This window comes from Nonomuraea endophytica, from assembly GCF_014203235.1.
In the GTDB taxonomy this organism is placed as follows: domain Bacteria; phylum Actinomycetota; class Actinomycetes; order Streptosporangiales; family Streptosporangiaceae; genus Nonomuraea; species Nonomuraea endophytica.
Genome location: NZ_JACHIN010000010.1, coordinates 206,632 through 232,958 on the forward strand (window position 1 = coordinate 206,632; position 26,327 = coordinate 232,958).

Annotated in this window: 45 protein-coding genes; 39 read left to right on the forward strand and 6 right to left on the reverse strand. The window is 66.0% G+C overall.

Translation table 11 applies throughout. From position 1 onward, the window contains the following. The first annotated feature begins 7 nt into the window (after positions 1-7). On the forward strand, positions 8-790 hold the full coding sequence (locus HNR40_RS33520; RefSeq protein ID WP_184968517.1) for a hypothetical protein: 783 nt from the start codon (positions 8-10) through the stop codon (positions 788-790). After that, a complete protein-coding gene (locus tag HNR40_RS33525) occupies positions 787-1,086 on the forward strand; it encodes an HU family DNA-binding protein (protein ID WP_184968519.1) in 300 nt (99 codons plus the stop codon). The genes HNR40_RS33520 and HNR40_RS33525 overlap by 4 nt, the downstream gene beginning before the upstream one ends. A 115-nt stretch (positions 1,087-1,201) precedes the next feature. Here HNR40_RS33525 and HNR40_RS33530 read toward each other — a convergent pair whose 3' ends face one another. Next, positions 1,202-1,654 carry a hypothetical protein gene (locus HNR40_RS33530; RefSeq protein WP_184968521.1) on the reverse strand — a complete coding sequence of 151 codons (453 nt, stop codon included), beginning with the start codon at positions 1,652-1,654 and terminating at the stop codon, positions 1,202-1,204. A gap of 465 nt (positions 1,655-2,119) precedes the next feature. Then, entirely contained in the window at positions 2,120-2,677 is a 558-nt protein-coding gene (locus HNR40_RS33535) for a hypothetical protein (RefSeq protein ID WP_184968523.1), read from the reverse strand. 364 nt (positions 2,678-3,041) lie between these two features. Between HNR40_RS33535 and HNR40_RS33540 the strand changes: the two genes are divergently transcribed. The 16 genes from HNR40_RS33540 to HNR40_RS33615 all read left to right on the forward strand — a co-directional run bounded on the left by HNR40_RS33540 (position 3,042) and on the right by HNR40_RS33615 (position 10,471). Then, on the forward strand, positions 3,042-3,740 hold the full coding sequence (locus HNR40_RS33540; RefSeq protein ID WP_184968525.1) for a DUF2786 domain-containing protein: 699 nt from the start codon (positions 3,042-3,044) through the stop codon (positions 3,738-3,740). A gap of 36 nt (positions 3,741-3,776) precedes the next feature. Then, a complete protein-coding gene (locus HNR40_RS33545; RefSeq protein ID WP_184968527.1) occupies positions 3,777-4,109 on the forward strand; it encodes a hypothetical protein in 333 nt (110 codons plus the stop codon). A 57-nt stretch (positions 4,110-4,166) separates the two neighbouring features. Further along, positions 4,167-4,355, forward strand: a complete 189-nt coding sequence (locus tag HNR40_RS33550) for a hypothetical protein (protein WP_184968529.1) — start codon at positions 4,167-4,169, stop codon at positions 4,353-4,355. Beyond that, entirely contained in the window at positions 4,355-4,567 is a 213-nt protein-coding gene (locus HNR40_RS33555; RefSeq protein WP_184968960.1) for a DUF4314 domain-containing protein, read from the forward strand. Before HNR40_RS33550 ends, HNR40_RS33555 begins: the two co-directional genes overlap by 1 nt. Beyond that, complete coding sequence (locus tag HNR40_RS33560) at positions 4,560-5,111, forward strand: hypothetical protein (protein ID WP_184968530.1); 552 nt, start codon at positions 4,560-4,562, stop codon at positions 5,109-5,111. Before HNR40_RS33555 ends, HNR40_RS33560 begins: the two co-directional genes overlap by 8 nt. Further along, positions 5,104-5,418: a hypothetical protein gene (locus HNR40_RS33565; RefSeq protein ID WP_184968532.1), complete on the forward strand. Its 315-nt coding sequence runs from the start codon at positions 5,104-5,106 to the stop codon at positions 5,416-5,418. Before HNR40_RS33560 ends, HNR40_RS33565 begins: the two co-directional genes overlap by 8 nt. Beyond that, positions 5,415-5,642, forward strand: a complete 228-nt coding sequence (locus tag HNR40_RS33570) for a hypothetical protein (RefSeq protein ID WP_184968534.1) — start codon at positions 5,415-5,417, stop codon at positions 5,640-5,642. Before HNR40_RS33565 ends, HNR40_RS33570 begins: the two co-directional genes overlap by 4 nt. Continuing rightward, positions 5,639-5,872 (forward strand): DNA-directed RNA polymerase subunit alpha C-terminal domain-containing protein, encoded by a 234-nt coding sequence (locus tag HNR40_RS33575; protein WP_184968536.1) that lies wholly within the window; start codon positions 5,639-5,641, stop codon positions 5,870-5,872. Before HNR40_RS33570 ends, HNR40_RS33575 begins: the two co-directional genes overlap by 4 nt. Then, positions 5,872-6,285, forward strand: a complete 414-nt coding sequence (locus tag HNR40_RS33580) for a hypothetical protein (RefSeq protein ID WP_184968538.1) — start codon at positions 5,872-5,874, stop codon at positions 6,283-6,285. Before HNR40_RS33575 ends, HNR40_RS33580 begins: the two co-directional genes overlap by 1 nt. Beyond that, complete coding sequence (locus HNR40_RS33585) at positions 6,282-6,926, forward strand: 3'-5' exonuclease family protein (RefSeq protein ID WP_184968540.1); 645 nt, start codon at positions 6,282-6,284, stop codon at positions 6,924-6,926. Before HNR40_RS33580 ends, HNR40_RS33585 begins: the two co-directional genes overlap by 4 nt. A 14-nt stretch (positions 6,927-6,940) precedes the next feature. Beyond that, positions 6,941-7,663, forward strand: a complete 723-nt coding sequence (locus HNR40_RS33590) for a hypothetical protein (protein ID WP_184968541.1) — start codon at positions 6,941-6,943, stop codon at positions 7,661-7,663. After that, positions 7,660-7,884 carry a hypothetical protein gene (locus HNR40_RS33595; protein WP_184968543.1) on the forward strand — a complete coding sequence of 75 codons (225 nt, stop codon included), beginning with the start codon at positions 7,660-7,662 and terminating at the stop codon, positions 7,882-7,884. Before HNR40_RS33590 ends, HNR40_RS33595 begins: the two co-directional genes overlap by 4 nt. Then, positions 7,881-8,198, forward strand: a complete 318-nt coding sequence (locus HNR40_RS33600) for a hypothetical protein (RefSeq protein ID WP_184968545.1) — start codon at positions 7,881-7,883, stop codon at positions 8,196-8,198. The genes HNR40_RS33595 and HNR40_RS33600 overlap by 4 nt, the downstream gene beginning before the upstream one ends. Next, positions 8,195-9,304: a DNA polymerase III subunit beta gene (gene dnaN, locus HNR40_RS33605; RefSeq protein ID WP_184968547.1), complete on the forward strand. Its 1,110-nt coding sequence runs from the start codon at positions 8,195-8,197 to the stop codon at positions 9,302-9,304. The genes HNR40_RS33600 and dnaN overlap by 4 nt, the downstream gene beginning before the upstream one ends. A gap of 76 nt (positions 9,305-9,380) precedes the next feature. After that, positions 9,381-10,064, forward strand: coding sequence for a hypothetical protein (locus HNR40_RS33610; RefSeq protein WP_184968549.1), 684 nt, complete (start codon positions 9,381-9,383; stop codon positions 10,062-10,064). Further along, positions 10,061-10,471: a hypothetical protein gene (locus HNR40_RS33615; RefSeq protein ID WP_184968551.1), complete on the forward strand. Its 411-nt coding sequence runs from the start codon at positions 10,061-10,063 to the stop codon at positions 10,469-10,471. Before HNR40_RS33610 ends, HNR40_RS33615 begins: the two co-directional genes overlap by 4 nt. Positions 10,472-10,540: 69 nt before the next feature. Here HNR40_RS33615 and HNR40_RS33620 read toward each other — a convergent pair whose 3' ends face one another. The 3 genes from HNR40_RS33620 to HNR40_RS33630 all read right to left on the reverse strand — a co-directional run bounded on the left by HNR40_RS33620 (position 10,541) and on the right by HNR40_RS33630 (position 12,771). After that, on the reverse strand, positions 10,541-10,726 hold the full coding sequence (locus HNR40_RS33620) for a hypothetical protein (protein ID WP_184968553.1): 186 nt from the start codon (positions 10,724-10,726) through the stop codon (positions 10,541-10,543). A gap of 165 nt (positions 10,727-10,891) precedes the next feature. Next, positions 10,892-11,524 carry a 2'-5' RNA ligase family protein gene (locus HNR40_RS33625; protein ID WP_221341163.1) on the reverse strand — a complete coding sequence of 211 codons (633 nt, stop codon included), beginning with the start codon at positions 11,522-11,524 and terminating at the stop codon, positions 10,892-10,894. Further along, the gene (locus tag HNR40_RS33630; RefSeq protein ID WP_184968557.1) at positions 11,521-12,771 is read right to left on the reverse strand and encodes a helix-turn-helix domain-containing protein; all 1,251 of its coding nucleotides are present in this window, start codon (positions 12,769-12,771) and stop codon (positions 11,521-11,523) included. Before HNR40_RS33630 ends, HNR40_RS33625 begins: the two co-directional genes overlap by 4 nt. 100 nt (positions 12,772-12,871) lie before the next feature. Here HNR40_RS33630 and HNR40_RS33635 point away from each other — a divergent pair, with 100 nt between their 5' ends. From HNR40_RS33635 to HNR40_RS33650, 4 genes are all read left to right on the forward strand, one after another. Then, entirely contained in the window at positions 12,872-13,276 is a 405-nt protein-coding gene (locus HNR40_RS33635; protein ID WP_184968559.1) for a hypothetical protein, read from the forward strand. Between the two features lie 643 nt (positions 13,277-13,919). After that, complete coding sequence (locus HNR40_RS33640; protein ID WP_184968561.1) at positions 13,920-14,771, forward strand: helix-turn-helix domain-containing protein; 852 nt, start codon at positions 13,920-13,922, stop codon at positions 14,769-14,771. After that, positions 14,772-15,002 carry a DUF397 domain-containing protein gene (locus HNR40_RS33645; RefSeq protein WP_221341164.1) on the forward strand — a complete coding sequence of 77 codons (231 nt, stop codon included), beginning with the start codon at positions 14,772-14,774 and terminating at the stop codon, positions 15,000-15,002. A 1,229-nt stretch (positions 15,003-16,231) separates the two neighbouring features. After that, positions 16,232-17,215, forward strand: a complete 984-nt coding sequence (locus HNR40_RS33650) for a hypothetical protein (RefSeq protein ID WP_184968563.1) — start codon at positions 16,232-16,234, stop codon at positions 17,213-17,215. 22 nt (positions 17,216-17,237) lie between these two features. On the opposite strand, the gene HNR40_RS33655 is transcribed toward HNR40_RS33650, so the two are convergent. Then, a complete protein-coding gene (locus tag HNR40_RS33655) occupies positions 17,238-17,756 on the reverse strand; it encodes a nucleotide exchange factor GrpE (RefSeq protein WP_184968565.1) in 519 nt (172 codons plus the stop codon). A gap of 223 nt (positions 17,757-17,979) precedes the next feature. Between HNR40_RS33655 and HNR40_RS33660 the strand changes: the two genes are divergently transcribed. The 17 genes from HNR40_RS33660 (at position 17,980) to HNR40_RS33740 (ending at position 26,327) form a co-directional block, all read left to right on the forward strand. Continuing rightward, positions 17,980-18,348, forward strand: coding sequence for a helix-turn-helix domain-containing protein (locus tag HNR40_RS33660; protein WP_184968567.1), 369 nt, complete (start codon positions 17,980-17,982; stop codon positions 18,346-18,348). A gap of 22 nt (positions 18,349-18,370) precedes the next feature. Next, positions 18,371-18,697 (forward strand): hypothetical protein, encoded by a 327-nt coding sequence (locus HNR40_RS33665; RefSeq protein ID WP_184968569.1) that lies wholly within the window; start codon positions 18,371-18,373, stop codon positions 18,695-18,697. Next, on the forward strand, positions 18,694-18,951 hold the full coding sequence (locus HNR40_RS33670) for a hypothetical protein (protein WP_184968571.1): 258 nt from the start codon (positions 18,694-18,696) through the stop codon (positions 18,949-18,951). The genes HNR40_RS33665 and HNR40_RS33670 overlap by 4 nt, the downstream gene beginning before the upstream one ends. Continuing rightward, positions 18,948-19,145, forward strand: a complete 198-nt coding sequence (locus tag HNR40_RS33675) for a hypothetical protein (RefSeq protein ID WP_184968573.1) — start codon at positions 18,948-18,950, stop codon at positions 19,143-19,145. Before HNR40_RS33670 ends, HNR40_RS33675 begins: the two co-directional genes overlap by 4 nt. Before the next feature lie 62 nt (positions 19,146-19,207). Continuing rightward, a complete protein-coding gene (locus tag HNR40_RS33680) occupies positions 19,208-20,044 on the forward strand; it encodes a YqaJ viral recombinase family protein (protein ID WP_184968575.1) in 837 nt (278 codons plus the stop codon). Next, positions 20,044-21,450, forward strand: coding sequence for a recombinase family protein (locus HNR40_RS33685; protein WP_184968577.1), 1,407 nt, complete (start codon positions 20,044-20,046; stop codon positions 21,448-21,450). Before HNR40_RS33680 ends, HNR40_RS33685 begins: the two co-directional genes overlap by 1 nt. After that, positions 21,450-21,695: a hypothetical protein gene (locus HNR40_RS33690; protein WP_184968579.1), complete on the forward strand. Its 246-nt coding sequence runs from the start codon at positions 21,450-21,452 to the stop codon at positions 21,693-21,695. Before HNR40_RS33685 ends, HNR40_RS33690 begins: the two co-directional genes overlap by 1 nt. 19 nt (positions 21,696-21,714) lie before the next feature. Continuing rightward, positions 21,715-22,164, forward strand: coding sequence for a hypothetical protein (locus tag HNR40_RS33695; protein WP_184968582.1), 450 nt, complete (start codon positions 21,715-21,717; stop codon positions 22,162-22,164). A 41-nt stretch (positions 22,165-22,205) separates the two neighbouring features. Then, the gene (locus HNR40_RS33700) at positions 22,206-22,490 is read left to right on the forward strand and encodes a hypothetical protein (protein ID WP_184968584.1); all 285 of its coding nucleotides are present in this window, start codon (positions 22,206-22,208) and stop codon (positions 22,488-22,490) included. 2 nt (positions 22,491-22,492) lie between these two features. Further along, a complete protein-coding gene (locus tag HNR40_RS33705) occupies positions 22,493-22,693 on the forward strand; it encodes a hypothetical protein (protein ID WP_184968586.1) in 201 nt (66 codons plus the stop codon). Next, a complete protein-coding gene (locus tag HNR40_RS33710) occupies positions 22,690-23,073 on the forward strand; it encodes a hypothetical protein (RefSeq protein WP_184968588.1) in 384 nt (127 codons plus the stop codon). Before HNR40_RS33705 ends, HNR40_RS33710 begins: the two co-directional genes overlap by 4 nt. After that, positions 23,070-23,321, forward strand: coding sequence for a hypothetical protein (locus HNR40_RS33715; protein ID WP_184968590.1), 252 nt, complete (start codon positions 23,070-23,072; stop codon positions 23,319-23,321). The genes HNR40_RS33710 and HNR40_RS33715 overlap by 4 nt, the downstream gene beginning before the upstream one ends. After that, the gene (locus tag HNR40_RS33720; protein ID WP_184968592.1) at positions 23,318-24,184 is read left to right on the forward strand and encodes a hypothetical protein; all 867 of its coding nucleotides are present in this window, start codon (positions 23,318-23,320) and stop codon (positions 24,182-24,184) included. The genes HNR40_RS33715 and HNR40_RS33720 overlap by 4 nt, the downstream gene beginning before the upstream one ends. An 84-nt stretch (positions 24,185-24,268) precedes the next feature. After that, positions 24,269-25,078, forward strand: a complete 810-nt coding sequence (locus HNR40_RS33725) for an RNA ligase family protein (protein WP_184968594.1) — start codon at positions 24,269-24,271, stop codon at positions 25,076-25,078. 9 nt (positions 25,079-25,087) lie between these two features. Then, positions 25,088-25,246 (forward strand): hypothetical protein, encoded by a 159-nt coding sequence (locus HNR40_RS33730; RefSeq protein WP_184968596.1) that lies wholly within the window; start codon positions 25,088-25,090, stop codon positions 25,244-25,246. Beyond that, entirely contained in the window at positions 25,243-25,491 is a 249-nt protein-coding gene (locus HNR40_RS33735) for a hypothetical protein (protein ID WP_184968598.1), read from the forward strand. The genes HNR40_RS33730 and HNR40_RS33735 overlap by 4 nt, the downstream gene beginning before the upstream one ends. After that, a complete protein-coding gene (locus HNR40_RS33740; protein ID WP_184968600.1) occupies positions 25,488-26,327 on the forward strand; it encodes a RusA family crossover junction endodeoxyribonuclease in 840 nt (279 codons plus the stop codon). Before HNR40_RS33735 ends, HNR40_RS33740 begins: the two co-directional genes overlap by 4 nt.

The window sequence follows — 26,327 nt, forward strand, 5'->3', positions numbered from 1 at the left end:
GGCGAACGTGCACCCGATCGCGAAGCTCGCCGCACGGCTCGCCGCCTGGGAAGATCTGGCGCGGCGCGGTACGACGGAGCACGAACGTGCCGCCGCCGACGAGCGGGCCGAGGCGCTGCGCCGCAGGTTGCGGCAGGAACGCGCGCAAGAGTGGTACGAGTGGCGCAGTCTCGCCATCCCGGAGACCGGCGGGTACGGCAAGGCCCGCTACCTGGCGATGGTGTCGATCGTGAAGGCGTACGGCTGCATCTTGCCGACGTACGGCCCGGGAGACTCGCCGCGCGATCGGTGGGGCGGCTACCTGCTGCGTTTCGGCGGACTCGGCGGCCTGGCCGAGCAGGTCGCGCTGAGGCTGCCTGACCTGCTCGCGGAGATCGACGAGGCGTCGAAGGCCGCAGTAAAGATCTACAACGTCCACCTCCGGGCGTTGCCGGACACCGAGCACGACCCGAAGTGGTCGCCGTCGCTGCGTCGCCGCTTCCGCGCCGACTACATCGCCACCTACGGCAGCGTCCTCGCCCACAAGATCATCCTTCATGGGGGGAGTCCTGAGCTGCCGTTTTCTGACAGCCCCGATGGCTTCTCCAGGGCCCTCGCCGACGCCGCACAGGCTGACGTGAGGCGGTTGGAGCTCGGCGGAGGGATCGATGCGCCCATGGCGCGGCTGTCCCGTCGCCGGGTTCACGTCCTGGAGTTGTCGCGCCGGATGGACCGGCCGACTAGGCCGCCAGCGGAAACGCTGGCGGTAAGAATGTCCGCACTACAAAGGGAAACAGGAGATCGATCATGAACAAGCGTGAGTTGGTCGAGGCCGTGGCCGCGGAAGCCGGACTGACCAAGAGCTCTGCGGCCGAGGCGGTCAACGCCGTGCTGGATGTGATCACCAACACCGTGGCCACTGGCGAGAAGGTGAGCATCACCGGGTTCGGCTCGTTCGAGCAGGTCCACAAGCCTGCCCGCGCCGCTCGCAACCCCTCTACCGGGGCCGAGGTCGAGGTCGCGGAGAGCTGGGCGCCCAAGTTCCGGCCCGGTTCGGACTTCAAGGAACTGGTGAACATTAACGGCCGCCGGGCCGCCGACAGCTAGCACCGCTCGGGTGCGAGCGTAGGGCACGCTCGCACCCGCTCTTTTGCGCGCCAACAACAACGGCTCCGCTGCGTCGCCGCTCAGCTGGTTACGAGGGTCGCGCGGTGACAGCAGATCACCATCGAGCGCCGAGCTCGAACCAGGTCACGCCTGACGGGGGATGCCAGGAGAAGGCATGGAGTGTGTAGTTGTCTGCGGGCATGCCATTGCACACCCAGGACTGAGCCGGAGCCTCAAGCTGGAAGTCGATTTCGCAGACCACTTGGTATCCCCACCTTCGTCGAAGTTGCCAGTGAGCTGGCCCATTCCCGTCCGCGTCGATGTCGATGGCGATGGTTCCTCCGGGAAAGTCCGGAAATTGCATCATGCATCCCGTCCTGTATTGCCCAGGTGCAGCCTGGCAGCGTTGAGTTGGGTTGGCCGCTGTTGCGGCATTCGGCTTCTGCCGGAGAGAAGCCGCTTGTGGGGTGTTAGCCGATACAGATGTCGCTGAACTGGGAACCGGCGTTCCGGAGATGGCCAGGCATGCGGCTGCGCCTAACGTGATGCCGATCTTCTTGACGTTCAAGTCTCCGCCCCTTCTATGGATAAGTGCGGTAAGGCCTGGTAGGCGAGGTGCTTATGGCCTTATCTGTACACCACGAAGGTTGATCGGAGTCAGAGCGCGAGAGCCAATCAATCAACTCCAACCAATTCTGGTCGCCAAGACAATGGAGGATGTCGATGCGAATGCCCCGCATGGGAGTGGAGAGGCCAATGTTGAGAGTGTGCAGTCTCTACCGAAGCACTGCTGATCGTGCTGCGGGTGGAGGTGCCCTTTATCTTGAGGATTGACCAGGCGATCAGGCCGAGCTCAAGGAATAGGGTGATGAGGCCAGGATTGCCTTATCGAAGAAGACGCAAAGACCATGGCGCTGCAGGCGTTTGGAACGCTGCCATGTCTCTTCGATGAAGAATTTTCACATTCTATTGAAGACCCCAGAGCCTCTATCGGGCTGCGACAAGCCTTTACCTCAATCTCCGAAGCCGGGACTTAGATGTGATGCGGAATCCTCATGCGCATGAAATAGGCGTTCAGGGCCGTCTCGACCATGTCCTGGGGGCCCATCACCATGTTCTCGCAGGCGTAGGTCAGCCTCGCGTCCGTCAGAGGCAGCACACGGACGCCGATGGGGACCAGGTCGAGGTGTGCGGTGCCGTGGGTGCGTTTGCGCGGGGTGCGCTCCCGCGGTTCCCTCTCGCCCTTTGGCAGGGGCAGGTCCTTGGGGACGCCGAGGGCGTCGAAGTAGAGGTTGAGGGCGTCCTCGATGACCTTCTGAGGGCCGCCGCCCGTGACGGCGCAGGCTGCGCTGAGGCGGGAGTTGACGGCTGGCTCGATCCGCACGGCGAGACGGACACGTTCGGTGGGCTGCTTGATACGACGGGGCGTCGTCTCCATCTCACGGCTTCGGCCGGTCCGCGCTGGCGCTTTCGCTTGTTCGGCTCCCGGGGTGCTGTGATCGTCGCCGGGCTCGACGAACAGGGCTCGCGGAGCTGCTTCGTCGGGCTGTTCTTGCGGCTTTGCCCTTGCCATGAGGGTGGCCTTCTCCATCCGGCTCAGGAGTCGTCTCCCCTAAGTGATCCCACGTTTCCGGTTTTTGCGCAAACCGCAACGCCGAATTCAGCATGCGAAAGCGCTTGCACGATGGATCGGGAAAGGGGTCTGTATGCGTCTGTGAGAGTCCGTGACGGTCCCTGACTCCCTGTCGGGTCCCATCCCCTTCGGATTGCGTCTGTCGCTGTCTCTGGAGCTCTCAGAGTGTTCTCGTGTGAGTTGCAAAAACGCATGGAAATTGAGAGACTTTGAGTGATCGCTAAGCGTAAACCGGCAGGTCAGAACGGTGAACGCAAGCGAAAACGCTGGCGACTAGCCATCGCCAGCCCTCACCCGAACCAAGCCTGCGAACGGAGTCCACGTGACAGACGTGCCCGACAAGATGCTCAAGCGCATCCAGGGCCTTCTCGCCAAGGCCCAGGCCACCAACTTCGAGGCCGAAGCCGACACCTACATGGCGGCGGCCCTGAAGCTCATGGCCAAGTACGGCGTCGAGATGGCCCATCTCGCCGACAGCGGCCAAGTCGCCGACGAAGTCACCACCTTCGAGGTCCTCATCGGAACCTCCTACGGCGTCGACCGGCGTGCCCTGCTCGTCAACATCGCCCGCGCCAAGCGGTGCCGACCCGTCTACAGGCAGATGCCTAACGGCTACCTGGTGACGATCGTCGGCCACGCCTCCGACCTGGAGCAGGTCAAATTGCTCAACGCCTCCCTCCAGCTCCAGATGGGCAAGGGCGCACGCACCGCTCGCGACAGCAGCGGCAAGAGCTCCACTGGGTTCAGGAAGGGCTGGATGCTCGGCTTCTATACCCGTGTCTACGAACGCATGATGGACGCCGAACGCGCCGCGACGAGCGAACCGCGCCCCGCCGACACCGCGTCGGCCACGGGCCGCTCGACAGAACTGGTCCTGGCCAGCCGCGAACAGGCGGTCCAGGCGTCCTTCGAGAAGCGATACCCGAAACTCGGCAAGGCGCCGAAACGGACGCTGACCAACGCCTCCGGCTACAGCGCCGGGCGCGCGGCCGGCGACCCAGGCCGACATCGGCGGCAGTAACCGCGTATCCGCCACCGCGGCGCAGGGCTCGCTTCGGTGAAGCGCCACGCCCTGCCGCTGGACGAGCACAACCCTGTGGTCTTCCTGGTCCGCACCGACACCCGGATCGAGCTGATGACGCTCGCCGCCTACACCGCCTACTCCCGCGAGCAGCTGGCCGTTCCGGTCTGGGAGAGCGAGCGGCCGATCGCACGCATGTTCCGCCACGGCTCCGACCCGATCGGCCCCTTCGAGCCGGTCTGGTGGAACCTCTGCGACAGCTACGGAGCCCTCTACGCCTTCCTCGTCACCAATCACGGCGTACACATCCGGTTCGGCAGCACGCCGTACCAGATCACCCTGCGCGAAGCGCCCGCTCCCACCCCCTGATCTTCCGCTGGCTCCGCCGCAAGGCGGAGCCAGCACCCCTGCAACGGAGGCCCACTCATGTATCTGCCAACTGTCGACGACATCGCAACCGAGATCCACGACGGCCTGCTCCAGGCGCTCATCGCCACCGACGACTCAGAGAAGCTGCCCACACCCGATGAGCTCGTCTACAACGGCGGCGACATTGTGACCGTCGTCTACCCCACCCGCCGCTTCACGATCACCGTCAGCCAGGAGGACGCGTGATGGAGCTCGCCGACTTCGTGCCCGGCGACCGGGTCGAGTTCATCGCTACGACCGACCCCTACTCGCGGCTCCAGCCGGGCGATCGTGGAAACGTCATCCGCGTGGACCCGATGGGCGGCGTCGCCGTCCGCTGGGACTCCGGCGCCGTACTCGGCATGCTGCCCGACCAGGGCGACGAGATTAGGCGCATCGGGGGACGCGCCGATGTATGACGCCGACCAGCTCAGCGCCATCCTGACCGGGCACGGCCTGACCGCCGTACCCGACGGGACCGGCGTGTTCATCGCTGTCGCCGCGGACACCGAGATCTGGCTCTGGGCCACAGCGAACGGATGGGAGCTCGGCTACGCCACCAGCTCGCCCACCTCCCCGGACGGCGCACACATGCTCGTCGCCAGCGACGTGCCGGACGCGATGGTCGTCGCCTTCGCCCTGGCGCTCATCGCCGAGCTGGAGAACCGCATCGGCCCCGAGGTCACCTTTGACCTGCGCAACGAGGCCGGTGGACTCGCCGCGCTCAAGTGGCTGACGCTCCACATCGACAAGCCCATCACCGTAGCGCTCGCCTTCACCAACGGCACGCCCTTCTACACCTGGGACCTCACTGAGGCCCACGCCGCCTACGTCACGATCAGCCGCCACCAAGACGGCTTCGTCCTCAAGGTGAAGCCCTGGAATGAGCCGAGCCTGTCCCTGACCGGCACCATCGTGTGCTGCTCCTACCTGAACCAGAAGGAGGGGCAACCGGATGCGTGAGCCGTATGGCTGGGCCATCGCCGTCGACCACTGCGGCGGCGAGTACGCCGGGCGCTTCTTCCTCCGCGGATCTGGGAGCCGCGCCGCACGAGCCCGGGTGCGCGCCGCGCTCCGGACCGGCCAGGGCACCCCGTTCCGGATCTACGACGGCGACGGGCGGCTCGACTACGAGGGAACCCTCGTGGTCCCGCCGGGAGAGGAGGGCGGAGCGCTCTGGTTCGCGCCGAAAGACTGGGCCGCCGCCGACACCGGATCGGCCGAGATCCGCTACCTCAACCCCGACACCGGAGCGTGGGAACCGCTGTGACGGCGCACCCGGCCGGATGCCCGTGCGATTCCTGCGCGGGCATCCACTGGCCGCCCCCTGACGAGATTCGCGTCGACTGGGCCCAGCTCCAGGCCGACGCCGACCTGCTCGGCGACCTGGCTGCCGAGTTCGGCCACAACAGCCACGCCCCCAAGATCCGCGGCGACCACACGGTGGTCTGCTGCGGGACCACCCTGCCACTCACGATCAACGGAGCATCATGAGTACCCTCGCCGAACTGGTCGCGGCCACCGGCCTCCCCGCCTCGCACCCCATCAGACAGCTGCCCAGCGTGACCTGGCACATCGCGAACCCACTGGACAGGGTGGGCATACGCACGCTGGGCGATCTCGCCGATCACTGCGACGACGAGATGCTCCGCTACACCGGGTTCGGGCCGGGCCGCCTGACCAAGCTCAAGGAAGCGCTCGCAACCCTCGGCGGCGGTGCGTGATGCCTCGTCTCGTCGTCAAAGTGGAGCCGTTCTCCAACCGCTGGCACGTCGCGATCTGCCGGACCGGCGTCTGCATCTTCGTGTCGCCGCGGCAGGTCGTGAAGGTCGCAGCCGAAGAGGCCGCTGCGCACCACCGTCAATGGCACCGGGCCAACCCCGGCAAGGAATGGACGCGACTGCCGGAACCGGTCATGGAGTGGAACAACGACAAACCGCACCGATGCCCTGCCTGCCATACCATCGCCGTCGATCTCGACGGTCACCCGCAGGCCGGGTGGATCTATACGTGCTGTGCCTGCAAGACCCGGTTCGCCGACGATCCCGGCGACTCGCTGCTGCGCGAGGCAGGAAGCTGCTGCACCGAGCATCCGGCCGGCCGGCCGTCCATGCCTGACCTGAGAGGCACTTCATGACCAAGCTCGTCTTCTTCGACGTGAAAACCACCTCCCTCGATGATCGGGCTGGCCACCTGTGGGAGATCGGCCTCATCCTCCGTGAACCTGGCCAAGACGACACCGAATTCTGGTGGCAGATCAAGCCGGATATGTCGGGCGCAGACCCTGTCTCGCTCAACGTGAGCGGCTACTACCAACGGTGCCGGGTTAGCCGAGGCGAGGTGGGCCACGCGGCCGAGCTCGCTCCTGCGCGTATCGAGTCGAAGAGCGACCTCTGCCCGAGCCTGAACCCAGGCGAGGTGCTCGACTGGGTCTCAGCCCCAACGGTGGCCACCCAGCTTGCTTTTCATCTCGCAGGGGCCACCGTTGTCGGCAGCAACCCGAGCTCCGACCACCGATTCGGCCGCAAGTTTCTCGACCAATACGGGCACTGCTGGACCGCGAACTCCCATCTGATCGACATCCGCTCTGTCGCTCTCGGCTACCTGCAAGCACGCAGCGGCGACCCCTCGACGATCACACCAGGTGTCGAGTGGAAGCCGCGGGAGCTATATGACGCCTTCGTGGATCTCCATCGGTACGACGCCCACACCGCGCTCGACGACGCGCGGATGGCCCGCGACACCTTCGACGCCATCACCAGTCCCAAGGCGCCCTGATGGGGACCCACACGATGACGGCGGACGCGGATCGAGTCACCGTCGCGCTGCTGCGCGCCGACCAGCGGAAGGACCTGTTCGACGGTGCGCCGCCTCCAGACGTCAGTCACGTCCTGGTGCTGGCCGCGCCGTACAACTGCGACGAGTTCGTGGTAGGCGGCAACCACGTCCAGATCGCCGATCTGATACGACGCATTGTCGGCGCCGCTCGAACCGCGCTGGAAGGGAGCGGCGCCCGGGTCATGCCAAACCTCAGTCTCCCCGTCGAGGTGATCGCCGCTGTCCTGGCAACGGCAGGGGAGGGGATGGACGCGGTCCGTGCGATGCTGCTGGCTGACCAGATCGACATGGCCCTGCTCCGCGCTGACCTGGACATCGTCAAGCGCGACCAACCGCCAGAGCAGGCACCGGCGCTCCCGCCAATCCAGTGGAGTGAGACGGTTCGCCCTGCGGACCTGCTAGCCGGTAGGACGATCTTCCGGGAGGTGGAGCACCTCGTCGGTCTTCGGCATGTGGCGGCAGTGCCGTGCTGCGGTCGACTGGTGGAGCTCGAAGCCGATGTTGAGGAACTAGCCGCGATCATGTGCCCGTACTGCGGGGTGCAGTACGACGCCGAACTGGTCGAGGAACCCGACAGCGGCGGCTGGGATGACACTCGCTCGTTCGTCGCGAGCTTCACTGTGGCACGAGCGGGCTTCCGGCTCGTCAAGCGCCGCGCGAGGAAGGACCGATCATGAGCGAGGCGAGCCTGCCGATTCTGTGCGAACACTGTGATGAGGCCATCCCGGTCACGCACGTGGTGAGGGTGGACTACAGGGTGGGCGAACACATCATGCTCGGCTGCCTGTCGATGGCCATGGAGTACCTCCGTAGACCGCTGCCGGGACAGCAGGTCTACGTATGGGCGCTGGACCTGCCAGTTGCCCTGGCCGTCGAGAGCGACGGGCCTCAGGCGTGACGGCACAACCGCAAGCCGAAACGCTGGCTGGCCCAAGCTGGGCCCAGTACAACGACTGGGTCAGGCCGTGGTACCCCGAGGGCTCCGTCGGTCACGCCTACGCCGACTGCCACTGGATCGCCGAAGGCTTGTCGCTGGTCGAAGGGAGCGGCTGGCTGAATCTCCGCGCTGCCTCCTCGCCCGGAGGCTTCTCCTCGTGCGAGGAGTGTGTGCGGCGCTATGACCCGTCCATGGCCGCGGAGTTGTTCGGCGAGCCAGACGAGCCGGAGCCGAAGAAGCCCCGGAAGAGGAGGAAGGAGATGTCGACATCATGAAGGTGACGCTCGACCTGGTGCTCCTGCGGGACGCTGTCGCCTGGACCGGCCGGGCCGTCTCATCCCGGCCTGTCTCGCCAGTCCTGTCGGGCATGCTGCTGGAGGCGGAGGGCGACAAGCTGCGGCTGTCGGCCTACGACTATGACGTGTCCGCGCAGTGCGACATCGGCGCGCAGGTGGCGGAGCCGGGGCGGGCCTTGTTGCCCGCGCGGTTGCTCGTCGAGGTGTGCAAGAGCTTGCCGAGCAAGCCGGTGGAGTTGTCGCTGTCCGGGGCGGAGCTGGTCGTGCGCTGCGGCACGGCCGAGTTCGGGCTCCTGACCATGCCGGTCGAGGACTATCCGAAGCTGCCCGCGCCGCCGCGTCCGAGCGCGGTCATCGACGGCGCGTTGCTCCAGCAGGTGTCCGGCCAGGTCACCTCAGCGGCGTCGAGGGACACCACCATCCCGATGTTGTGCGTCGTCCGCTTCGACATCGAGGGTGAAAACGCGTGGGCTGCCGCCACCGACCGCTACCGGATCGCGAGCCGCACCTTCGCGTGGACCGCGATTCCACCACAGGCCAAGAAGGCGATTCGTCCGGCGTTCATGATGGTGCCGGCCGCGGAGCTGGAGGGCACCGTGAAGGGGTACGGCGCGGGCCAGGTGGAGATCGGCTGGAACGACAAGCTGGTGTCGATCGCCGGGGGCGGGCGCCTGACCACGATCCGGCTGATGGGGGAGGACTACATCGACTACCGCGCCCGGCTCAACCTGGACTACTCGACGTGGGTTCAGGTCGATGTTGCCCCGCTCATCGCGGCGGTGAAGCGCATCGGGCTGGTGGCGGAGAAGAGTACGGCCGTGCGTCTGTCGTTCAGCGACGGCCAGGTGCTCGTTGAAGCCGGTGGCGGCGGCCTTGGCCGAGCGGCGGAGACGGTCGAGGCGGAGGTGTCGGGGCCGCCGGTCACGGTGGGGTTCCTGCCGACTTTCTTGCTGGACGGGCTCACCGGCGTGGACACGCCAAGGGCGCGTCTCGGTATGAACGGATCGGCCAAGCCCGTTATGGTGACCGAGGATTCCGAGCAGCCGGTCTACCGCTATCTCGTCATGGCGCTGCGGCTGGGGTGACCAGCCACAATGGCGGGGTCTTATCGCAAGCTGTTTCGCTTGCGATAAGACCTCGCCCATGACTGGAGGGAGCCCCTTGACCCAAACCACCCTGTGCGTAGCGCCCACCTGCGGCGGAGACGGCGATCCTCGCCAGGCCGCAGATGGGCTGCTGATCTGCTTGCCGTGCTCGAACCGGCTGCGCCGTGATCTCGGCGCGGCGCCCGCGCTGCACCGTTGGCTCGGCGAGCACGTGATGCCTGGAACGAGCGGCGGGGACAGAGTTTCCGGCGGGCGCGTCGAAGCGCCTGTGCCAGCCCGCCTTGATGTGCTGTGCATGATCAATGATGGAGCTGTGGCCTATCGCGGCGATGACGACGATCAGGTGGGTCCGCCGTCGATACCCAGCACGCTGAAGAACTGGACGTGGCTCATCTGTGAGCATCGCGGCCTGGTCTACCCGGCCACTGCCGGCGTTGCGGAGCTGGCGGCTTTCCTCGCTCGTCACGTCGAGTGGGCCGCGAGCAGAGAGTGGATCGTCGACTTCATGGAGGAGATCGGTGCCCTGCGCAGGGCCGCCCACGGACTGGCTCCGTGGACAGTGCATGTGCAGGAGCTGGTCGGCCCGTGTCCTGGGTGTGATCTTCGCGCGCTGATCCGCACGGCCGGGGAGGAGTGGATCGAGTGTGACGCCACGGTGGGCGGATGCGGGGGCTTGTGGAGTCTGGCGTACTACAACGACCACGTCAGCGAGATTCTCAAGGGAAAGGCAATATCATGACGATCATGATAGAGGTCTCTCCGCGGGAAGCCCTGGCCGTACGCCTCCGTGAGGGCAAGAGCGTGCCGGAGGCCGCGGCTGAGCTGGACGTTCCGATTGCCACCGCCTACCGCTGGGAAGCCGAAGACCGGCGGGCCAGAGAACAGAACTTGCCGACGGTGGCCGAACAGCAGCAGGAAGCGGCCGACAAGCTGTCGGCGGCGATCGGGGCCTTCTACCAGGCTCGGGCCAGCATGGAGGAGGCCATCATCGCGGCCTGCCAGCCGCCCCGCGTGGAGCCGTCGACGAGTCGGCCGCTGGTGAAGCGGCAGGACATCGTAGACATGACGAAGGCGGCCGACCCGGCTGCGGTAGGTCTGACGATCTACGAGATTCGGCAGATTGTGGACGGCGGCATCAGTCGTTAGATTCGAGCTTGCGGGCGTTGAATGTCATCACATCCGCACCGGCCCCCGGCGATTCGCCGGGGGCCGTATTCATCTGCGCGGTATGGCACGGAAGTCTTCTGCTGCCATCTCCTGCGCGTGGAGTATGCCCAGTTCGTATGCCTGCCTGCGGCTGGCCTCATTCCGGCGATGCCGCCAGGTGACCACGCCGGCCAAGATCCATCCGCCTGCCGCCACGGCAGCGAGGACGGCGTCGGCGTAGTCCAGGAACGGCATAGGGGGCCTCCAAGTGCGCGGCTAGTCCACACATTAGAGCATATGTTCGCATTATGGGGTAGATGCGACAGGGTATCTGAGCTGGGAGAAGTCCGCCCGCGAAGGTGTGCGACATGCACGATGCCCGATTCCTCCGGCGATCAACCCTTGAACGGATACCGTCGATCACAGAGAGTCAAGACGCGCCTCTGTCAAGGGTTGCCACGCCCAAGTCGTCTCAGGTCCGTCTTGGGCCACGAGGCTGAGGCTGCGGATGGTCACATCTCGGTCGGGAAGCCGCTTGCCGAGCGCGTTGATGATGGGTGCGGCCGGGCCGTCGGCGCTGCTGTAGGCGACAGTGACATGGGGCGTCCAAAGGTCGTGAGCGAGCCGTCCTTCCTGCCCGGTGACCGTTCGGGTAGCCGTCTTGGCCGCTTCCAGCAGCGGCGTGAGCCGTTCGGCCGGCTGTGCTTCCAAGGCGACCGCCTCAGGGTGGTACAGCACGCGACCCAACGTCACCGAAATGGGGCCGACGTCGGCCAGCTGGTGCCCGGCGGCCTGAGCCATTTCGGCTGCCTGTGTGCTGGTGGTCTCGTGAGAGTAGCCAGCGATCAGCACCGTCAGATGGATATGGCTGAGTGGTACCAGGTCAAGCCCAGAAAGCCCGCCGAGGCGAGCTTGGGCTTCCTCCACGATGGCCACCGCCTCCGGTTCTTCGCCCAGCAACACGTGCCAGTAGAGCAAACCCTGGCCGGGCGGCAGCATCAGGGGCCGGCGAAGCTCCCAACGGTTGGCCATCTGCTCAGGTAAGGGGCTCACGCGTCCTCCGCCGCTGGAAGAAGAGCGCGAGCCGAGGTGAACGCGCTGATCTGCTCGCGCAACGTGGACACCGTATCGGAGCCGCGAAACTGAGGCGCTTGCAGGCGCGAGTCCATGCGGACCAGATAGCTGGTGATCGTGGCCAACCGATGTTCGGGCGGCAAGAGCAGGGCAGGAGCGATGTGCTCGGCCGCCGCTTCGACGTCGTTCATCATCACGTAAGCGATCCCGGCGCCGAACCGCACCTGAGCCCACGAGGCGACAACCCGTGGAGCTCCATCGGCCCATGCGCTCTCCGCCGCGTCCGCCGCGGTCAAGGCCGCTCTCGCCTCCCTGGCCTGCAAAGCCACGGATAGGGCGTACAGCGACCGGCGCGGAGCGGGACACGACCAGGGCGTCACTCCGGAGTCGTCACTGACTACCTGCGCAGCGTCGTCCGCACGAAGGAGCGCCGCCTGCGCGCGCACGAAGTCCCCCAGCAGGCTCGCCGCGTTCGCCTCCTGGCACGCCAGGAGAACGCGCAGCGGAGTGGCCGGACTGCAATCGAACCCGCGACGAGCCGCATCGGCCGAGATCGCATATCGGTGGCGCCAGCGCTCCGTCTTTGCTTGGGCGCTGAGCGCCGCGGCCGGGCTCGCGTCGGCTTCCTCAGCACACAGCCGCGCAGCTTCTCCGTAGACCGCGGCCGATTCGTCGTCGTAGAGGTCGCCCATGAGGATGCAAGCATGCGCGAGAAGGTCGGCGTCGATGCGGAACAACTCGCGGGTCTGCCGTAGCCGCTGTTTGCCACCGCGCAGAAGAGCGTGAATCTGGCGGTGGTAGCGGAGCACGCTGGCGAGCATCTGGGCGGGCGGTATCTGCGTGTGCCTCTCCCCGAGGTGGTAGCGGGTCTCATCGAGCATGGCGATGGTGGAGTCACCCACGTTGGTCCGCTCGACCCACGAGGCGTGCTCGATGAGATCATCTACCGCGGGTGCCGCGGATCGGGTCGGACCCTGGAACAGGGTGACCTCGTCGATGCCGAACACGCGGCAGTACAGGAGCGGATACGGGTCTTTGGGCCTGTTCGTTCCGGCCTCGTGAGACTTGATCCGCCGAACCACGGAATCGAACTCAGATAGCACAACGGAACAACTACGCGCCGCCTTGTACAGCTCCGCAGCCAGCTGTTTCTGCGACCAGCCCGCTGTGCGCCTTTCGTCGCGGATGGTCTCGGCCCAGGCCGGGAGTTCGCCCGCATCGCTCATGCCGCAGCACCTCGTCAGCAAGGAGGGGACACGCTCGTGTCCCTCAGTGTCCCCCATCGGCATCTGTTCGCGCATCGTTACTCACCGTTGTGATAGACGCATGAGCGAGATCTCTAACGACACTGGTTTTGACCCGAGAATGATGCTGACCTGCCGGGAAGCGATGGACTACACCCTCGCTGAGCAGGTTCAGCGCTGGCGCGGGTTGCTTGGCATGCACGGGGAGCGGGACGCGAGATTCCGCCTGGCCGAGGTGGCGTGGGTGTCGGCGATGAACCAGACCACCCACGCCTACGCGATGGCATCGGCGACCAGGGCGCTGCTCCAAGGTGCGTCAATCCCTGCGATCGTGGCCGCGCTCGGGGTTGCCGACGTTGAGGCGTTCCGGCGGATGTGGCAACCGTGGGCCCAAGCTCAACCTCTGCTGTTCATACAGGGACACGGGGCGGTGTCTCCCCAGGACTGCGCGCGGGTCGGCCGACTACTCGCCAAGGCGCAGTTATGACCACCGCACACCTAGATCTCCCCGACCTGTTGCTGCCGGTGCCGCAGTTGGCGGGTCGGGGCTTCAACACCCGGAACTTCCCGAATCCGTGGGGGCCGGGCTGCGAGCGGGCGCGGCGGCGAGCTGCCCCAGGCGAGAGGCCGGCGCCGCGCCCACCGAAAGCGACTTGCCATGACCAGATGGGAACCGCATGTCCCGCGGACGCCGACAACGCGAGTGCTCGAAACCTCCTCCGGAGGCACCTACGAGTTCTGCCACGAAGGCGGCCAGTACCTCGTCCTGCGCTGGAACGACACCCGCTACGAGGAGACCGGCAGAGGGTCGCATGCGAGGGCACGGGACGTATGGAAATCACTCACCGGTGCGAGGAGATGAGCCCGTAAGGTTCGACGGCTATACCAGTGATATCCGTTCTGTGGTCACTGTGCGTGTCGCTGGCGGCAACGCGCACTGGGCTGAATAATGTGCTCAACGCCAGTTAGCCCAACCTTCACGACATGGGCGCAGTCTTTTGTCCGTTACGCTCCCTCGCGGGAGATTGTCCGGCCATGCCCTTAATGACTGATAGATGGCTTTCGTCACGTTCGCATGAAGATGTGCAAGAATTGCACAACCCCCTCTCGCCAGCATGGACAATCCCAAGATGCAGCGCATCAGCCCTCCACTGCGCCAGCGCCACCTCGCTCAGATCCTTCGCGACCTGAGGTCCGATCGAGACCAGACGTTGAGCGACGCGATCACCCAGCTCCGACAGCTCGGACGGGCATGGAGCCGCACCAAGCTTTCCAGAGTCGAGACAGGGGAGAGCCTGCCAACTCCCGGTGACCTGGCCGATCTGCTGGACGTGTACGAGGTGAACTCCGACACGCGGGCGACATGCGAGGAGCTTGCCCGCCAAGCCCGCCTGAAGCCCTGGTGGAAGGAGTACGCAGCCGTAGTAGGGGAGTACGTTGCGCTTGAGACCGAAGCCACGATTGAACGCTCCTGGCAACCTCTGCTGGTTCCGGGTCTGCTCCAGACGGCGGACTACGCGCGGGAGATCTTCACTGCGGGCCAGCACGGCTCTTCGCCTCGCCTAGTAGAGCTCCAGCTCAAGGCACGTCTCGCCAGGCAGCGTGAACTTCTCGGCTGTGATCTTCCAGTCGAATTGCATGGGGTTATCGGTGAGCAGGCATTGCGCCGCAGGATCGGCACCCGAGACACCATGTTCGAGCAGCTCGAGAGGCTGGTCGTCATGGCCTCCTGGCCCAACGTGGTCATCCAAGTGCTTGAGGATTCAGTGGGTGCTCACCCGGGGCTGAGCGGCCCCTTCGTTCTGCTGTCCTTGCCTGGTGGGGCGAACTACGTGTACTTCGAGACGCCGCCGGATGAACGGGTGGCCGATAAGATCGACACCGTCCGTGAGTACGAGCGCTGCTTCGAGCGTCTCGCGGCCTTGGCGTTGACTCCCGAGCAGTCCGCCGTCTTCGTCTCGGAGATCCTCAAGGAGCTGTAGTTGCTGTCCCAGGAGTGGCAGAAGAGTTCGTGGTCGGACACCGCTGACGGCTGCGTCATGGTGCGACGTAACGGTGACCGTGTCGAGGTGGGGGATACGAAGCCGGAAGGGGCGGGGCTGGTGTTGTCCTTCACTCCGTTGGAGTGGTTGTGCTTCCGCGAGGGCTTCGTGGCCGGCCAGTTCGACCTGGAGGAGTGGCACGAGACGGGAGGCGTGAGCGCTTCCGGCTAGCTGGAACGTTGCATTCCCTGGGCCTCGGCGCGAGCGTCGTTTCGGCCCTGTCGGTACGCCTCTGAGAGTGTCTGGGGTTCCGGCAGGCCGTATGGCAGGGCGAGGAGTCCCAGGAGTGCTCCCACCAGGATCAACGCTACGAACGCGGCGGTGAGAGCGGGGTGTTCGGCGGTGTCTGGCGTTGTGACGCTGATGAGCATGGCGGTGGCCGCTCCGCACAACGCGGTTACAGCGCCCGTGACTTGGATGGCTCGCCTCATTGGGGCCCCCTGAAATAGTTCGAAACCTTTCCCGTTTTGGGTGAAGATCACACTATGACACCGGCCGGGATTCCCGCACCATGCCCTCCATTAGCGACGATAGGTGATCGTTATCTTTTCTTGCTGATCTAGAGGTTACGATCCGCAGTGGGCTTACGGGGCAAGGCTCTCGCGAGTGGCGGGTTATGGCCGTGGCCAAAACAGGCCGAACGAATCCATGGACACACACGGCGAGAGCGGTTTTTCTTGACGCTCACGCAGAAAGTTGACTCTTGCACTGCCGCATGTCAGTTGCAGGTGCACAGAGCGAGGAAGAGAAGGGAACGGTCCACGATGGACTCCAATCTCAGGACGAAGATCGGCTTGTACCTTGCGGCTGGGGCGGCAGTCGTCGCGATCATCCTGGCGGGCGCGCTCCCAGGCGCCGCCGACAGCGACCCCGGCGCGCCGCTGAGTTCGACCACGGCAGAGCCGATCCCGAGCCCTGAGTCTGAATCCGCCAGCGCTTCATCTGACGATTTGCAGGGCCCGGCCTCGACAAGCAGCCCGACGTCGACGCCGCGTTCGACATCCCCGGTGGCCGAGCGGAACGCGCACGGAAGCGGCTGGTAGAGCTGATACAGGCGCCTTCGCGCTCCGGAAGCAGCGCATGCTGACACGACAGAACAGGCGCATGCGCGCATGCATGGTCGCCGCAACCGCTGGTTGGGGCCTAAGTTCGCTCGCCGGCGCGCTCGTGGTGCTCGGCCCGGCCGGGCCGAGCACCCACGCCTTCAGCCTGCTCACAATGTGGCTTCTCGCCGTGCCGATCCCGGCCTCCGTATGCGCTGCACAACAGCGCCACCGAAAAGCCCGAGCAGCCACAGCTCGGCTCGCCTACGAACTCGGCCTTCTCCACGAACAGGACCTCGCCCCCACGATGCCCCTCCGGTGAAACGACGCAACGCATAAGCCGACTAGGAGAAACAGGTGTACAAGGCGCTCGGGCTCGACCACGAGGAGAGCCACGTCTACCAGTTCGTTCTGGCCAACAGCCCCATACCCCGCGGCGAGGTCATCGAGAGGTTCGGTGGCCCAGCGGAGAGGCTGTTAGGGAACCTGGCGGAACGCCATCTCACCATGGGCGATGAGCTGATCAGCGCGTGCAACCCGGCGCTGGCCTTGAGCGGTGGTGTGCTCCGCATCCAGAAGGAGTACACCACCGCGAAGTCCGCACTGGATGACCTGGTCAGCCGCTTCAACGAGAACCCGAACAACTGGGAGTCGGCGGACAACCCGGTTGAGGTCATCCGCGATCCCGCGATCATCACGAAAACGTTCTCGGAGATCCGGGACACTGCGGTGCGGGAACTGAGGGCCATGTACACCTACCCCTACCAGTTCGTCACACCCTTGGTTGACGACGTCGTGGAGCACACCACGACGTGCCGAATCCTGGTCGAGCCGAGCGTCTTCTCTGACCCCGCCGCCCGCCGGGACATCACCAAGTCGCACAACAGCGGGTGCGAGGTGCGAGTCGCGCCGGACGACGATCTCCCAACGAAGATGCTGGTGAAGGACCGAGAGCTGGCGATCATGCCGCGCGACCGAGAGACCGGCGCTGTCCTGGTGATCCAGCCCGGCCTGATGATGTCGTTAGTCCTGGCGGCCTTCGACGCCCGGTGGGCGCAAGGCGTACCGGCCCGCGCGTTCGTCCGGCGCACTGGCGCCGAATCAGGCACGCGAGTGCGCCGACCCAAGGCCGTTCTGTTCGACGAGGACGGATTGCAGATCCTCAGCATGCTGGCTGACGGGGCGACGGACTCGATGATCGTCAAAGCGACCGGGGTGTCACAGCGCAACCTGACCCGCCGGATCGGCCAGTTCCTGGATTTCTGCGGCGCGAGGAGCCGATTCCAGCTGGGATTCATCGCGGCGACCAGCGAGTGGATGCCGAAGCGCCAGGCGTCGTAGCCCGGCTCCGCAAGCAGGTCCGCTAGCGAGCTCTGAATCGGAGCGTCGCGGCGTGCATATCCATGAGGGCATCGATCTGGCCGAACAGCACGTCGCGCATCTCCTGGCGGTCCTGCTCCGTCGCGCCGGGCACATTGTCGATCTCTGCCAGCTGGCGGAGGAGCTTCTGCTTGGTCCCCGCGGGAATGTCGTCCAAGCTGACCTTGGAGGCCGCCAGCTCGGTCTTGGCGCGCGCGTCGATCTCCTTGCGGAGCAGTTCCGCAGCGTCGGTGCGTCCAGTCGCCGCGATTTGCTCGGGGGTGGCGTAGAGGACGAGCCCGATGAGAACGAGCTCCCAGTCCTCCGCGATCTTCCGGCCGGCTTCGATGTTGCGCCACGTTCCGTCGCTGAAGCCGTACCCATCGGGGGCGATCTCCGTCAGCCGCTTCATCGCGGTCGACAGGCTCATCTTGCGGCTTAGCGCAGCAGGTCGTTCCCGTAGCTGGCGTATGAGGCTGGCTTCGGGTGGCAGAGCTGGTGAGGCGCTCTTGTTGGTGGCCACAGCCCGGCTCCTTCGTGATTTCCGTGATCCTGCGGTTTTTGCGCTTGCTGCGCCAACCGTACCAGGGAGTACGCGGAATGCCAGTACCTACAGACACTTCTCAGCATCACGATGACGTGCGCGATTTTCGCGAATTTCTCGAAAATCCTTGACTTTCTCGAATGATCGACTAGCGTCTGATTGTGCTAGTAGATCATCACCAACCAAGGTCGCGATGGGGGACATGAACCCCGTGAACGACCTCATCGAAAGCGTGCAAGACCTGGTCAACGGCATTCTCGACGCAGCGGCTCCCCCCAGGAAGAAGCTCTTCACCGTCCAAGAAGCCGCACTAGCGATGCGCGTGAGCCCATCCACCGTCCTCGGGCTCATCCGAGACAAGAGCCTGGCCAACATCTCGATCCACAAGAAGAGCTTCCGCATCCCGCGCCAAGCCCTCCGAGACCACCTGTTCCACCGATACGTCGCCTCCGAACTCGCGGCGGCCACGCAAGAACTCGCACTCGTGCAGCTGGAGCTCAAGCGCCGCAAGGCCGAGCTCGACCGCGTCACCAAACGCCTCGCCCAAGCCAGCGACGCGCCCGCCCCATAGCCCCCACCCGAAAGGAATCGTCGTGCCTCGACTCACCCCCTCTACGCTGAGCCTCCGTACCCGCCGCAGCACATGGACCGTCGTCCACGCCCAGCAGCTGGACGTGGTCATCCGGCGCACGCCGGACAACCGCAACCCCCGCTTCTACGCCTACCGCCACATCGCTGGGCTCACGTGGATGCAGATCCCCGGCCACTTCTACCGGCTCGACCAGGCCCGCGTCGCTCTCGCAAGCGAATCCGCCAGCATCACCGTCTGGGAGTTGCTGACGCCTCTGCTCGACCTCGCGGCCAAGACCCAGCCGCTCAGCACCGAGCCCCTTCCCATCGCGGCCGGTGGTGACCGATGAGCGCCCCCCTCGACGCCGAGACGCACGCCATCCGCCGCATCGTCGGGCAGTACGGCAAGCCCACCGCGATCCTCGCCCTCTACGCCCACCAGCACGAGACGTGCGCTGCCTATGGCCCGCTGCGCGCCGCGCTGGTTGAGAGCCTCCCCGAAGAGCTCGACCCCCGAGAGGCATCCGACCTGGCCGACGAGCTGATCGACCAGGTCCGCCGCCACATCCTGATCGCCGAGTACGCCCCGGAGCCCACCGCGTGACCAGCACCACCCTGAACCCCCCGGGCGAGCAACCGCCCAACGAAGACGAACTCGACGCCTTCATCGGCGCTCTCCGCGAAGAGCAGCCCGCCGAGCAGCGGCGTCACCCGTACCTCCACGCGCCGTCGTGGCGCGGCGGGCCGGCCTTGGGCACCTACGGCGAGTGGGAGTACGAGCGCGAGCGTGGTCTGTGACGGTCCTGACCGCTCACCAGATCCCGGACGTTCAGCCCGGCTCCACGGAGTGGCTTCGCTACATGTCCGCTTCCAAGGCCGCCGCTGTGCTCGGCCTGTCGCCATGGGAGTCGCCGTTCTCCCTGTGGTGCCTCATGGCCGGGCTGGTCGAACCGGAACCCCAGACCAAGGAGCAGGCCCGCGGCCACTACCTCGAGCCCGCGGTCGCGAACTGGCTTGCCGACCGGCACCCGGAGTACCGGATGCTGCCCGGCGGCACCTGGGTCAGCAACGATCGGCCCTGGCAGCTCACCTCGCCGGACCGGCTTTTCTACGCCGGGGACGAGCTGGCCGAGCTGATCGAGTGCAAGACCGACGCCGACGGCCGCGAATGGGGCAAGCCCGGCACCAACGAGATCCCGCTGTACTACCTCGTCCAGGTGTTGTTCCAGATGGACACCATCGGCGCCCGCCGGACCCGCGTCGGCCTGCTCACCGGCAGGCTCGAATTCCGCGAGTACGTGGTGGACTACGACGAGCACTACGCCGCCGTGATCCGCGAGCGGTGCGAGTCGTTCATGGCCTCCCTCCTGCTGGGAGACATGCCCGACCTCGACGACCGTAAGGCCACGTACGAGTCGCTGCGTCGCCAGCACCCCCTGATCGACCGGGCTGGCAAGTACTTCATGGAGCCCGGCCTGGCCATCGAGGTGATCGACGCGCTCCAGGAGCTCGAATCCGCAGAAGCAGCAGTGCTGACGGCCAAAGGGAAACTGCTGGTCGCCATGGGCACCGCCCGCCGGGCCTACTTCAACGGCGACCTGGTCGCTATCCGCATGGCCAAGGGCGCCGAAGGTGTGCCCTTCCTCAAGTTTGAGAAGGCCCTGCCCGACATTTCCGACCTCGTAGGAGCATTTTGATGACCACTGAAACGCTGCCCGCCGTGATTCGCCGCGAGGACACCCTCGTCGAGCGGCAGGAGTACGCCAAGGCCCTGGCTGTGTCGGACCTCCTGCCCGCCCAGTACCGGAACAAGCCGGGCAATGTGCTGTACGCGGTCGAGTTTGGCCGCTCTCTTGGCATCTCCCCGATGGCCGCCATCCTTGGCGTGCACATCATCGAAGGCCGGGCCTGTGCCTCCTCCGGGCTCATCTCCGCGCTCGTGCGGGACGCCGGCCACAGGCTGCGCATCTGGGTCGAACGTAACCCCCAGAACGGGGCGCTGGTGAAAGCGGTCGCCACGATCGTCCGTGGTGACGACCCCGACTTCGAGTTCCGCGCCGAATGGACGTGGGACCGCGCCGTCGCTGCCGGGGTCACGGGCAAGAAGGTGTGGCAGAACTATCGGGAAGGGATGCTGAAGGCTCGCGCGATCACTGAAGTGGCCCGCGAAGCCTGCGAGGAGGCCCTGCGCGGCGTCGGCTACACCCCCGAAGAGCTCGGCGCAGAGGTCAACGAAGACGGCTCCATCGTCATCACCGACGCCAGGACGCCGCAGGGCCAGTCCCTCGGTGACGCGCTCGGCGTCAACCCCGGCCACGGTGACGACTCCCAGGACACCGACAAGGCCAGCAAGAAGCAGCGCAACGAGATCGGCGCGGCGATGGTCGCCCAGGGATACACCAAGGAGACCGCGCCCGGCTTCCTGTCGAAGGTCGCGCAACGGCCGGTGCAGAAGTCCGAGGAGCTGACGGGGGCAGAGGCCGCCCAGGTCATGCACGCCCTCAACATGGCGGCCAAGGCCCAGACCGCGCCAGAGGCCCAGCCCGAATCCGAGCCCCAGGCCGCAGCGGATGACGACATCCACGAGGGCGAGCTGGTCGACGACGAGGAGCCGCACGAGGCCGAGCCAGTCGTGATGATCAGCAAGGGCCAGCAGGCCGAGATGCACGCCCTGCTCAAGGACTGCGAGATCACCTCCGCCACCGGGGCGGGCTCGAAGGCCATCAACGACGAGAAGCGGTTCACCTACCTCTCCCACTTCCTCAACCGCCCAATCACCTCCAGCAGCGAACTCACATACGAGGAAGCACAGGGCGTGGTCGCCGCGCTGCGGCAGCTGCGAGCCGAGATCGAGGCGGAGCGGAACCTTCAGCTCTCCCAGATCGGCGGCCTGTTCCAGGGCCTCGGCGTCGAATCCAAGGAGGACCGGCTCCGCGACACCTCCGCCCTCCTCGGCCGCACCATCACCAAGCCGGACGAGCTCTCCTCGGCCGACCTCGCCACGCTCCTCCAGGGCCTGAACGCGGCCGGAGGCGTCATCGATGCCTGGACCGCACTCATCGCCCAGGTGGAGGCCGCCCGCGGTGAGGACGGTCAGCACTGATGGCCCGCGCGAGGGCTCCTCAGCACGGCAAGGCCGGAACCTACAACGGCGGTTGCCGCTGCGTGTCGTGCACTGCGGCGGTGGCCGAGCGGCTGCGCATGACCCGGGCCAACCTCCGAGCGAGGGCGATCTCCCATCCGGAGCTGGTGCCGCACGGCACCTCCGGCGCTTACCACAACTGGGGGTGCCGTTGCGATACCTGCAAGTCCGCCCAGAAGGCCCGCACTCGCCGCAAGACCACGTGATCTGGAACGGAGACCCATCATGATCAGACAGGTGTTCGTCGCGGACACGCCGTTCAGTCCCGAGCAGATCTACCACCAGGTCAGCCTGACGGAGCTCACCCTCGTTGTGGGCCAGCTCCGTGTCCCGGCCTCGGGAGGCGACTTGAGCGCCCTCGTCGACGCCGAGCGGATCGCCGACAAGCTGGGGCGCGTGGTTGCCGCCTACCACCGTGACCTGAAGATCCGGATCGGCCAGCTCCAGCGCGCGGACGAGCAGCGAGCGACCGCCCCCGCGCTGTGCGCCTGCGGCCAGCCGGCCGAGCCCGGCATCACGCACCAGACGGACGCGCCCTGCTACCGCGACGAGTCCCGCACCGCCGCCACACTCGAGCCGGAGAGCGCCCTGGGCGACATCGACCCGCACCTAGCCAAGGTGGTGGATCGCGTGTTCGCGACCCCCACCCACGAAGCCACTCAACCCGCAAGCTAAACCGCTTGCGAAAGTCACCTCACCCGAAGAAGGAGTCCGCCATGGGACCCACGAAGGCGCAGATCGTGCTCAACGGCGACGGCAGCGCCGACTACAGCGTCATCGACTACGACGAGGAGACCGGGCCGTACTGGTACGTCTTCATCGACGACACCCCGGTCGCACCGGACAGGCCACTGCCGCTCACCCACGCGCTCCGCGAGTTCGAGAGATGCGCCCGGCAAGCCATCGAGGAGGACGACGGCGAGAGCGTCGAGCTGCGCCCGTGCACCCCCGATGACCTCGAATGGGCGGGCGTCACCGGTGCCGCTAACGGGGGTGAGTGACCATGTTCCTCGCCATTCTGCTTGCGGCGGCGTACTGGCTGATCAACTCCTGGCTGATCATGCTGGTGGTCGCCTACCTTCACCACCAGTGGTGGGCCGTCATCCCCGAGATGACCTATGGCAACGCCGTCGTCACCTCCCTCCTGCTGCACGCGATCGCCGTCCCGGCGGTCGCCACCATCTCCAAGGGTCGGCGGCGATGAGCCGATACACCATTGCCAACGAGCCTGGTGCTTCCGCAGGTCGCACGACCGAGGTCGGTTGGGACGCGCCGCTGTCCACCTACTTCCTGTCGGCGTTCGAGCCCGGAGACGGTGCGGACGGCGACGACACCGAAGTGTTCTGGTACGGCTGCACCCCGGCGGAGGTGCCGACCGTCGAGGCGCTCGACGTGCTGCTCGCCAAGCACAACCTCGTCGTCACCGCGCCGATCGCCTACGCCCTCGTCCAGGACCGCGAGCGTGAAGGCCACCGATTCTCCACCCGGCCGGCGGCAGCGCTCATCGCAGACCTGGTCCGCCCCATCGTCGACGACGCCCAGCAGGCGCGCATCGATGCCGAGCTCGCCCGGCGGCCCTCGTGAGGGCCCTCATCGTTCTGACCCTCGTCGCCATCATCGCCATCGCCTACGTCGCCGTCGTGTGGATCCAGTCCCGCGTCAAGGGCGCCCGCGAAAGCCAACGCGAACTCGCCCGGCACCGCCAGCTCGTCGCCGAACTCCACCAGCTGGCCATCGACCAACTCGGCGTCGACCCCACCGCCCAGCTCCTCGAACTGAAGATCCGCAAATTCCACACCGCCCCCTCAACCCGCAAGGAAGCTCGTTCATGACCCGCAAGTACATCCCCGCCGCCATCCTCGCCCTGGCAGCCCTGACCGCCTGCTCGGTCACCACCGAGACCAACGAGCAGGCCATCGACTACGACTACGACATGTTCTCCGGCACCACGAAGAAGGAATCATGTGTCGCGCCGGGCCAGCGCTCCATGCTCGACATCAACGACTACGGCGTGGTCCTACCCGCCGACCTGCGCACGTTCGAGTTCGCCGGGTCGGCCGATCCGAAGAACCCGAACGCGGTCGTCGTCAAGGAGGGGGCAGAAACCGGCCCGATCACGGTCTCCGCTGCCGGGAACATCACCATGCTGGTCAGCGGTGTCGCCTCGTTCAACCTCACCACCGACTGCGCCACCCTCGACGAGTTCTGGCGCAACATCGGCCGCAAGTACGCCGCCGACACCCCTGACGGCTGGCGGCGCATGCTGAGCGTCGTCGTTCAGCAGCCGCTAGACCGTGCGATGGATGCCGCGGCCAAGGCGTACACGTGGGAGCAGCTCTCCGGCGACAACACCGTCAAGCAGAACTGGGAGAAGGCAGTCGCCGATTCGCTGCCGGGCTTCATCCAGGAGCAGACCGGCAAGCAGTACTTCACCAACTTCAAGCTGACGCTCCAGATGCCGATGGCTCCGCCAAGCCTCCAGGACGCGAAGACGGCCAAGGAAGTCGCCAACCAGCGCAACGAGGCGCAGAAGGCTGAGAACACCCGCGCGCTCACCGAGTTGGACCAGATCAAGGCGCTCAAGGATGTGCTGGGCATCGAGGGCGCGGTCCTGTGGCGGGCTGTCGAGAAGGGCCAGCTCCAGGTGTACGTGACTGGCGACGGCAAGGTCAACGTCACTCCTGGCAAGCCGTAGTCCGCGCTGCACCCCACTTCGCTGCTCGGCCGCGGCGGATCACACCGCGGCGGCCGGCGGCGTCCTCCACCGTCCCACGCTCGCATGAAAGCGATCAACAAAGTGACTCTCCAACTGTCCGACCTGTACGGGCCGCGCCTGCGCGCGCTCGATTCGGCCACGAAGTATCCCGCGATCCCGACCTACCACACACTCGACAAGTCGCGGCGCAAGTCGCCGCTGCTCGACGAGGACCCCATCTCGTTCCGCGGCACCGTCTGGGGCTACGAGAAGGTGGACGGCACTAACGGGCGAATCGTTCTGCTGCCAGAGAACTCCGGCTGGCTGATCGGCTCACGCGATGAGCTGCTGACCGCCGTCGGTGACCTGGTGGTGCGCGACGCACTCGGCATCGTCGCGACGCTGAGCCGCATCGCCGAGCGGCTAACCAATCCCCGCCGGGACATGGTCGTCACCGCGTATCTGGAGGTTTACGGCCAGCAGGGCGAGGCCGCCGCGCAGTACGGCAACCGAAGCGTATCCAGCGCACGGCTGTTCGACGTGTCCCTCGTGCCCGTCTCAATCCTCGATCGTGACGTCGAGGCTGTGGCCCGCTGGCGGGACCACGGCGGGCAGGAATGGCTGGACGAGGGGCAGCTGGACGGCTTCGCCGAGGACCAGAGCGTGCAGCGGGCTCCGGAGCTGTTCGCCCTAGCATCCCACATGCTGCCGACCACGGTCGCCGACATGCGCGTGTTCATGGAGCGCTACGCCACCACGGCGGCGCAACTGAATGGAGCGCCTGGACGCAGCGAGGGTCTGGTGCTGTCCAGCACAGACCGGCGGACCAAGGCGAAGGTCCGTTTCGCCGACTATGACCGGACGCTGGCGCTTCGCGCTGATGCCGCCAAGTAGGTGAAGCCCGTGCTCGCCGCGCTGTGGACCGCTGATCCGTACTTGGTGGTCATGCTCGCCGGGCTTGGCCTGATCCTCACGATCCTCGCCGCCGCAGCGCTGTGGCTCGACGTCGAGTCACAGCGCCCGCACACCGATATCGAAACCCAGGGGGACGAGTCTTCGTGATCAAGGACATTCTCGCCGTCATCGGCGGCTTCGTAGTCGCAGCGTGGGTGCTCTTCATCGCCGGAGCATGGCTCGACCACCGCCGTGCTCAACACCGCCGCCGCAAAGCGGACCGTCTGGCCGCGAAGGCCCAGGCCCGAGCCATCGAGTCGAGCCCAGACGGCGTGGATGACCGCGTCTGGGACCTGTACATCCGCGAGCAGGGCTTGACCAGCATCAAGGCCCCGAAGGAGTGGCGTCGGTGATCAACGACTCCCAGCCGCTGGAACTCACACCGGACAGTCTGTTTCCTGCGGGCGGCAGAGAGGAGGACGCCGAGCGCGCTCTGCTTCTGTGCGAAGCACTCGCCCCTGGGACCGGCCAGATGATGATGGCCGTGATTGACGGCGAACCGCCCAGTAAGAGCCGCCCGCGGTTCACACGAAACGGGAAGCCATACCGAACCAAGGAAGACGTCGATGCCGAAGCGCGCACGGCGCAGCATCTTCGACGCATTTTCGACCAGCCGTGGACCGGAAATATCGCACTGGGCTGCATCTTCTTCCGGCCCAACAAGCAGCGCATCGACGTGGACAACATGATCAAGCACGTGTGCGATGCGGCCAACGGCATCGCCTGGAACGACGATTCCCAAGTCACAGCGGTGTACGGAGTGGCCGAACTCGACCAGCAGAGCCCTCGAACCGTTCTCATCTTCGCCCAGCATCGCTCGACCCTCACTCGAGGAACCGACAACGTTCGCCCTTGCGAGTACTGCGGTACGCCCTTCGAGCTTGTCGGGCGCACGACGAAGAGGTTCTGCACCGCAGCGTGTTCGTACAAGGCCAGAGGCTATGACCTGTCCGAGCCGATCTTGTGCAAGCAGTGCGGGCAGCTATTCCGCCGGACGACGAAAGCTCAGATTCTGTGCTCACGCGAGTGCCGGGCGGATAGTGTTCGCGGCCGAAACCGCAGCAGAGGCGGACCACCGAGCAACTGCGCGACATGCGGCAAGCCCTTGTCTCACAGGCGCGGTGGTCGGTGTCGAGATTGCTGGCGCGCCAATCCAGCCAATATGGGAGCGGGGGAGTCTCGTGGTTGA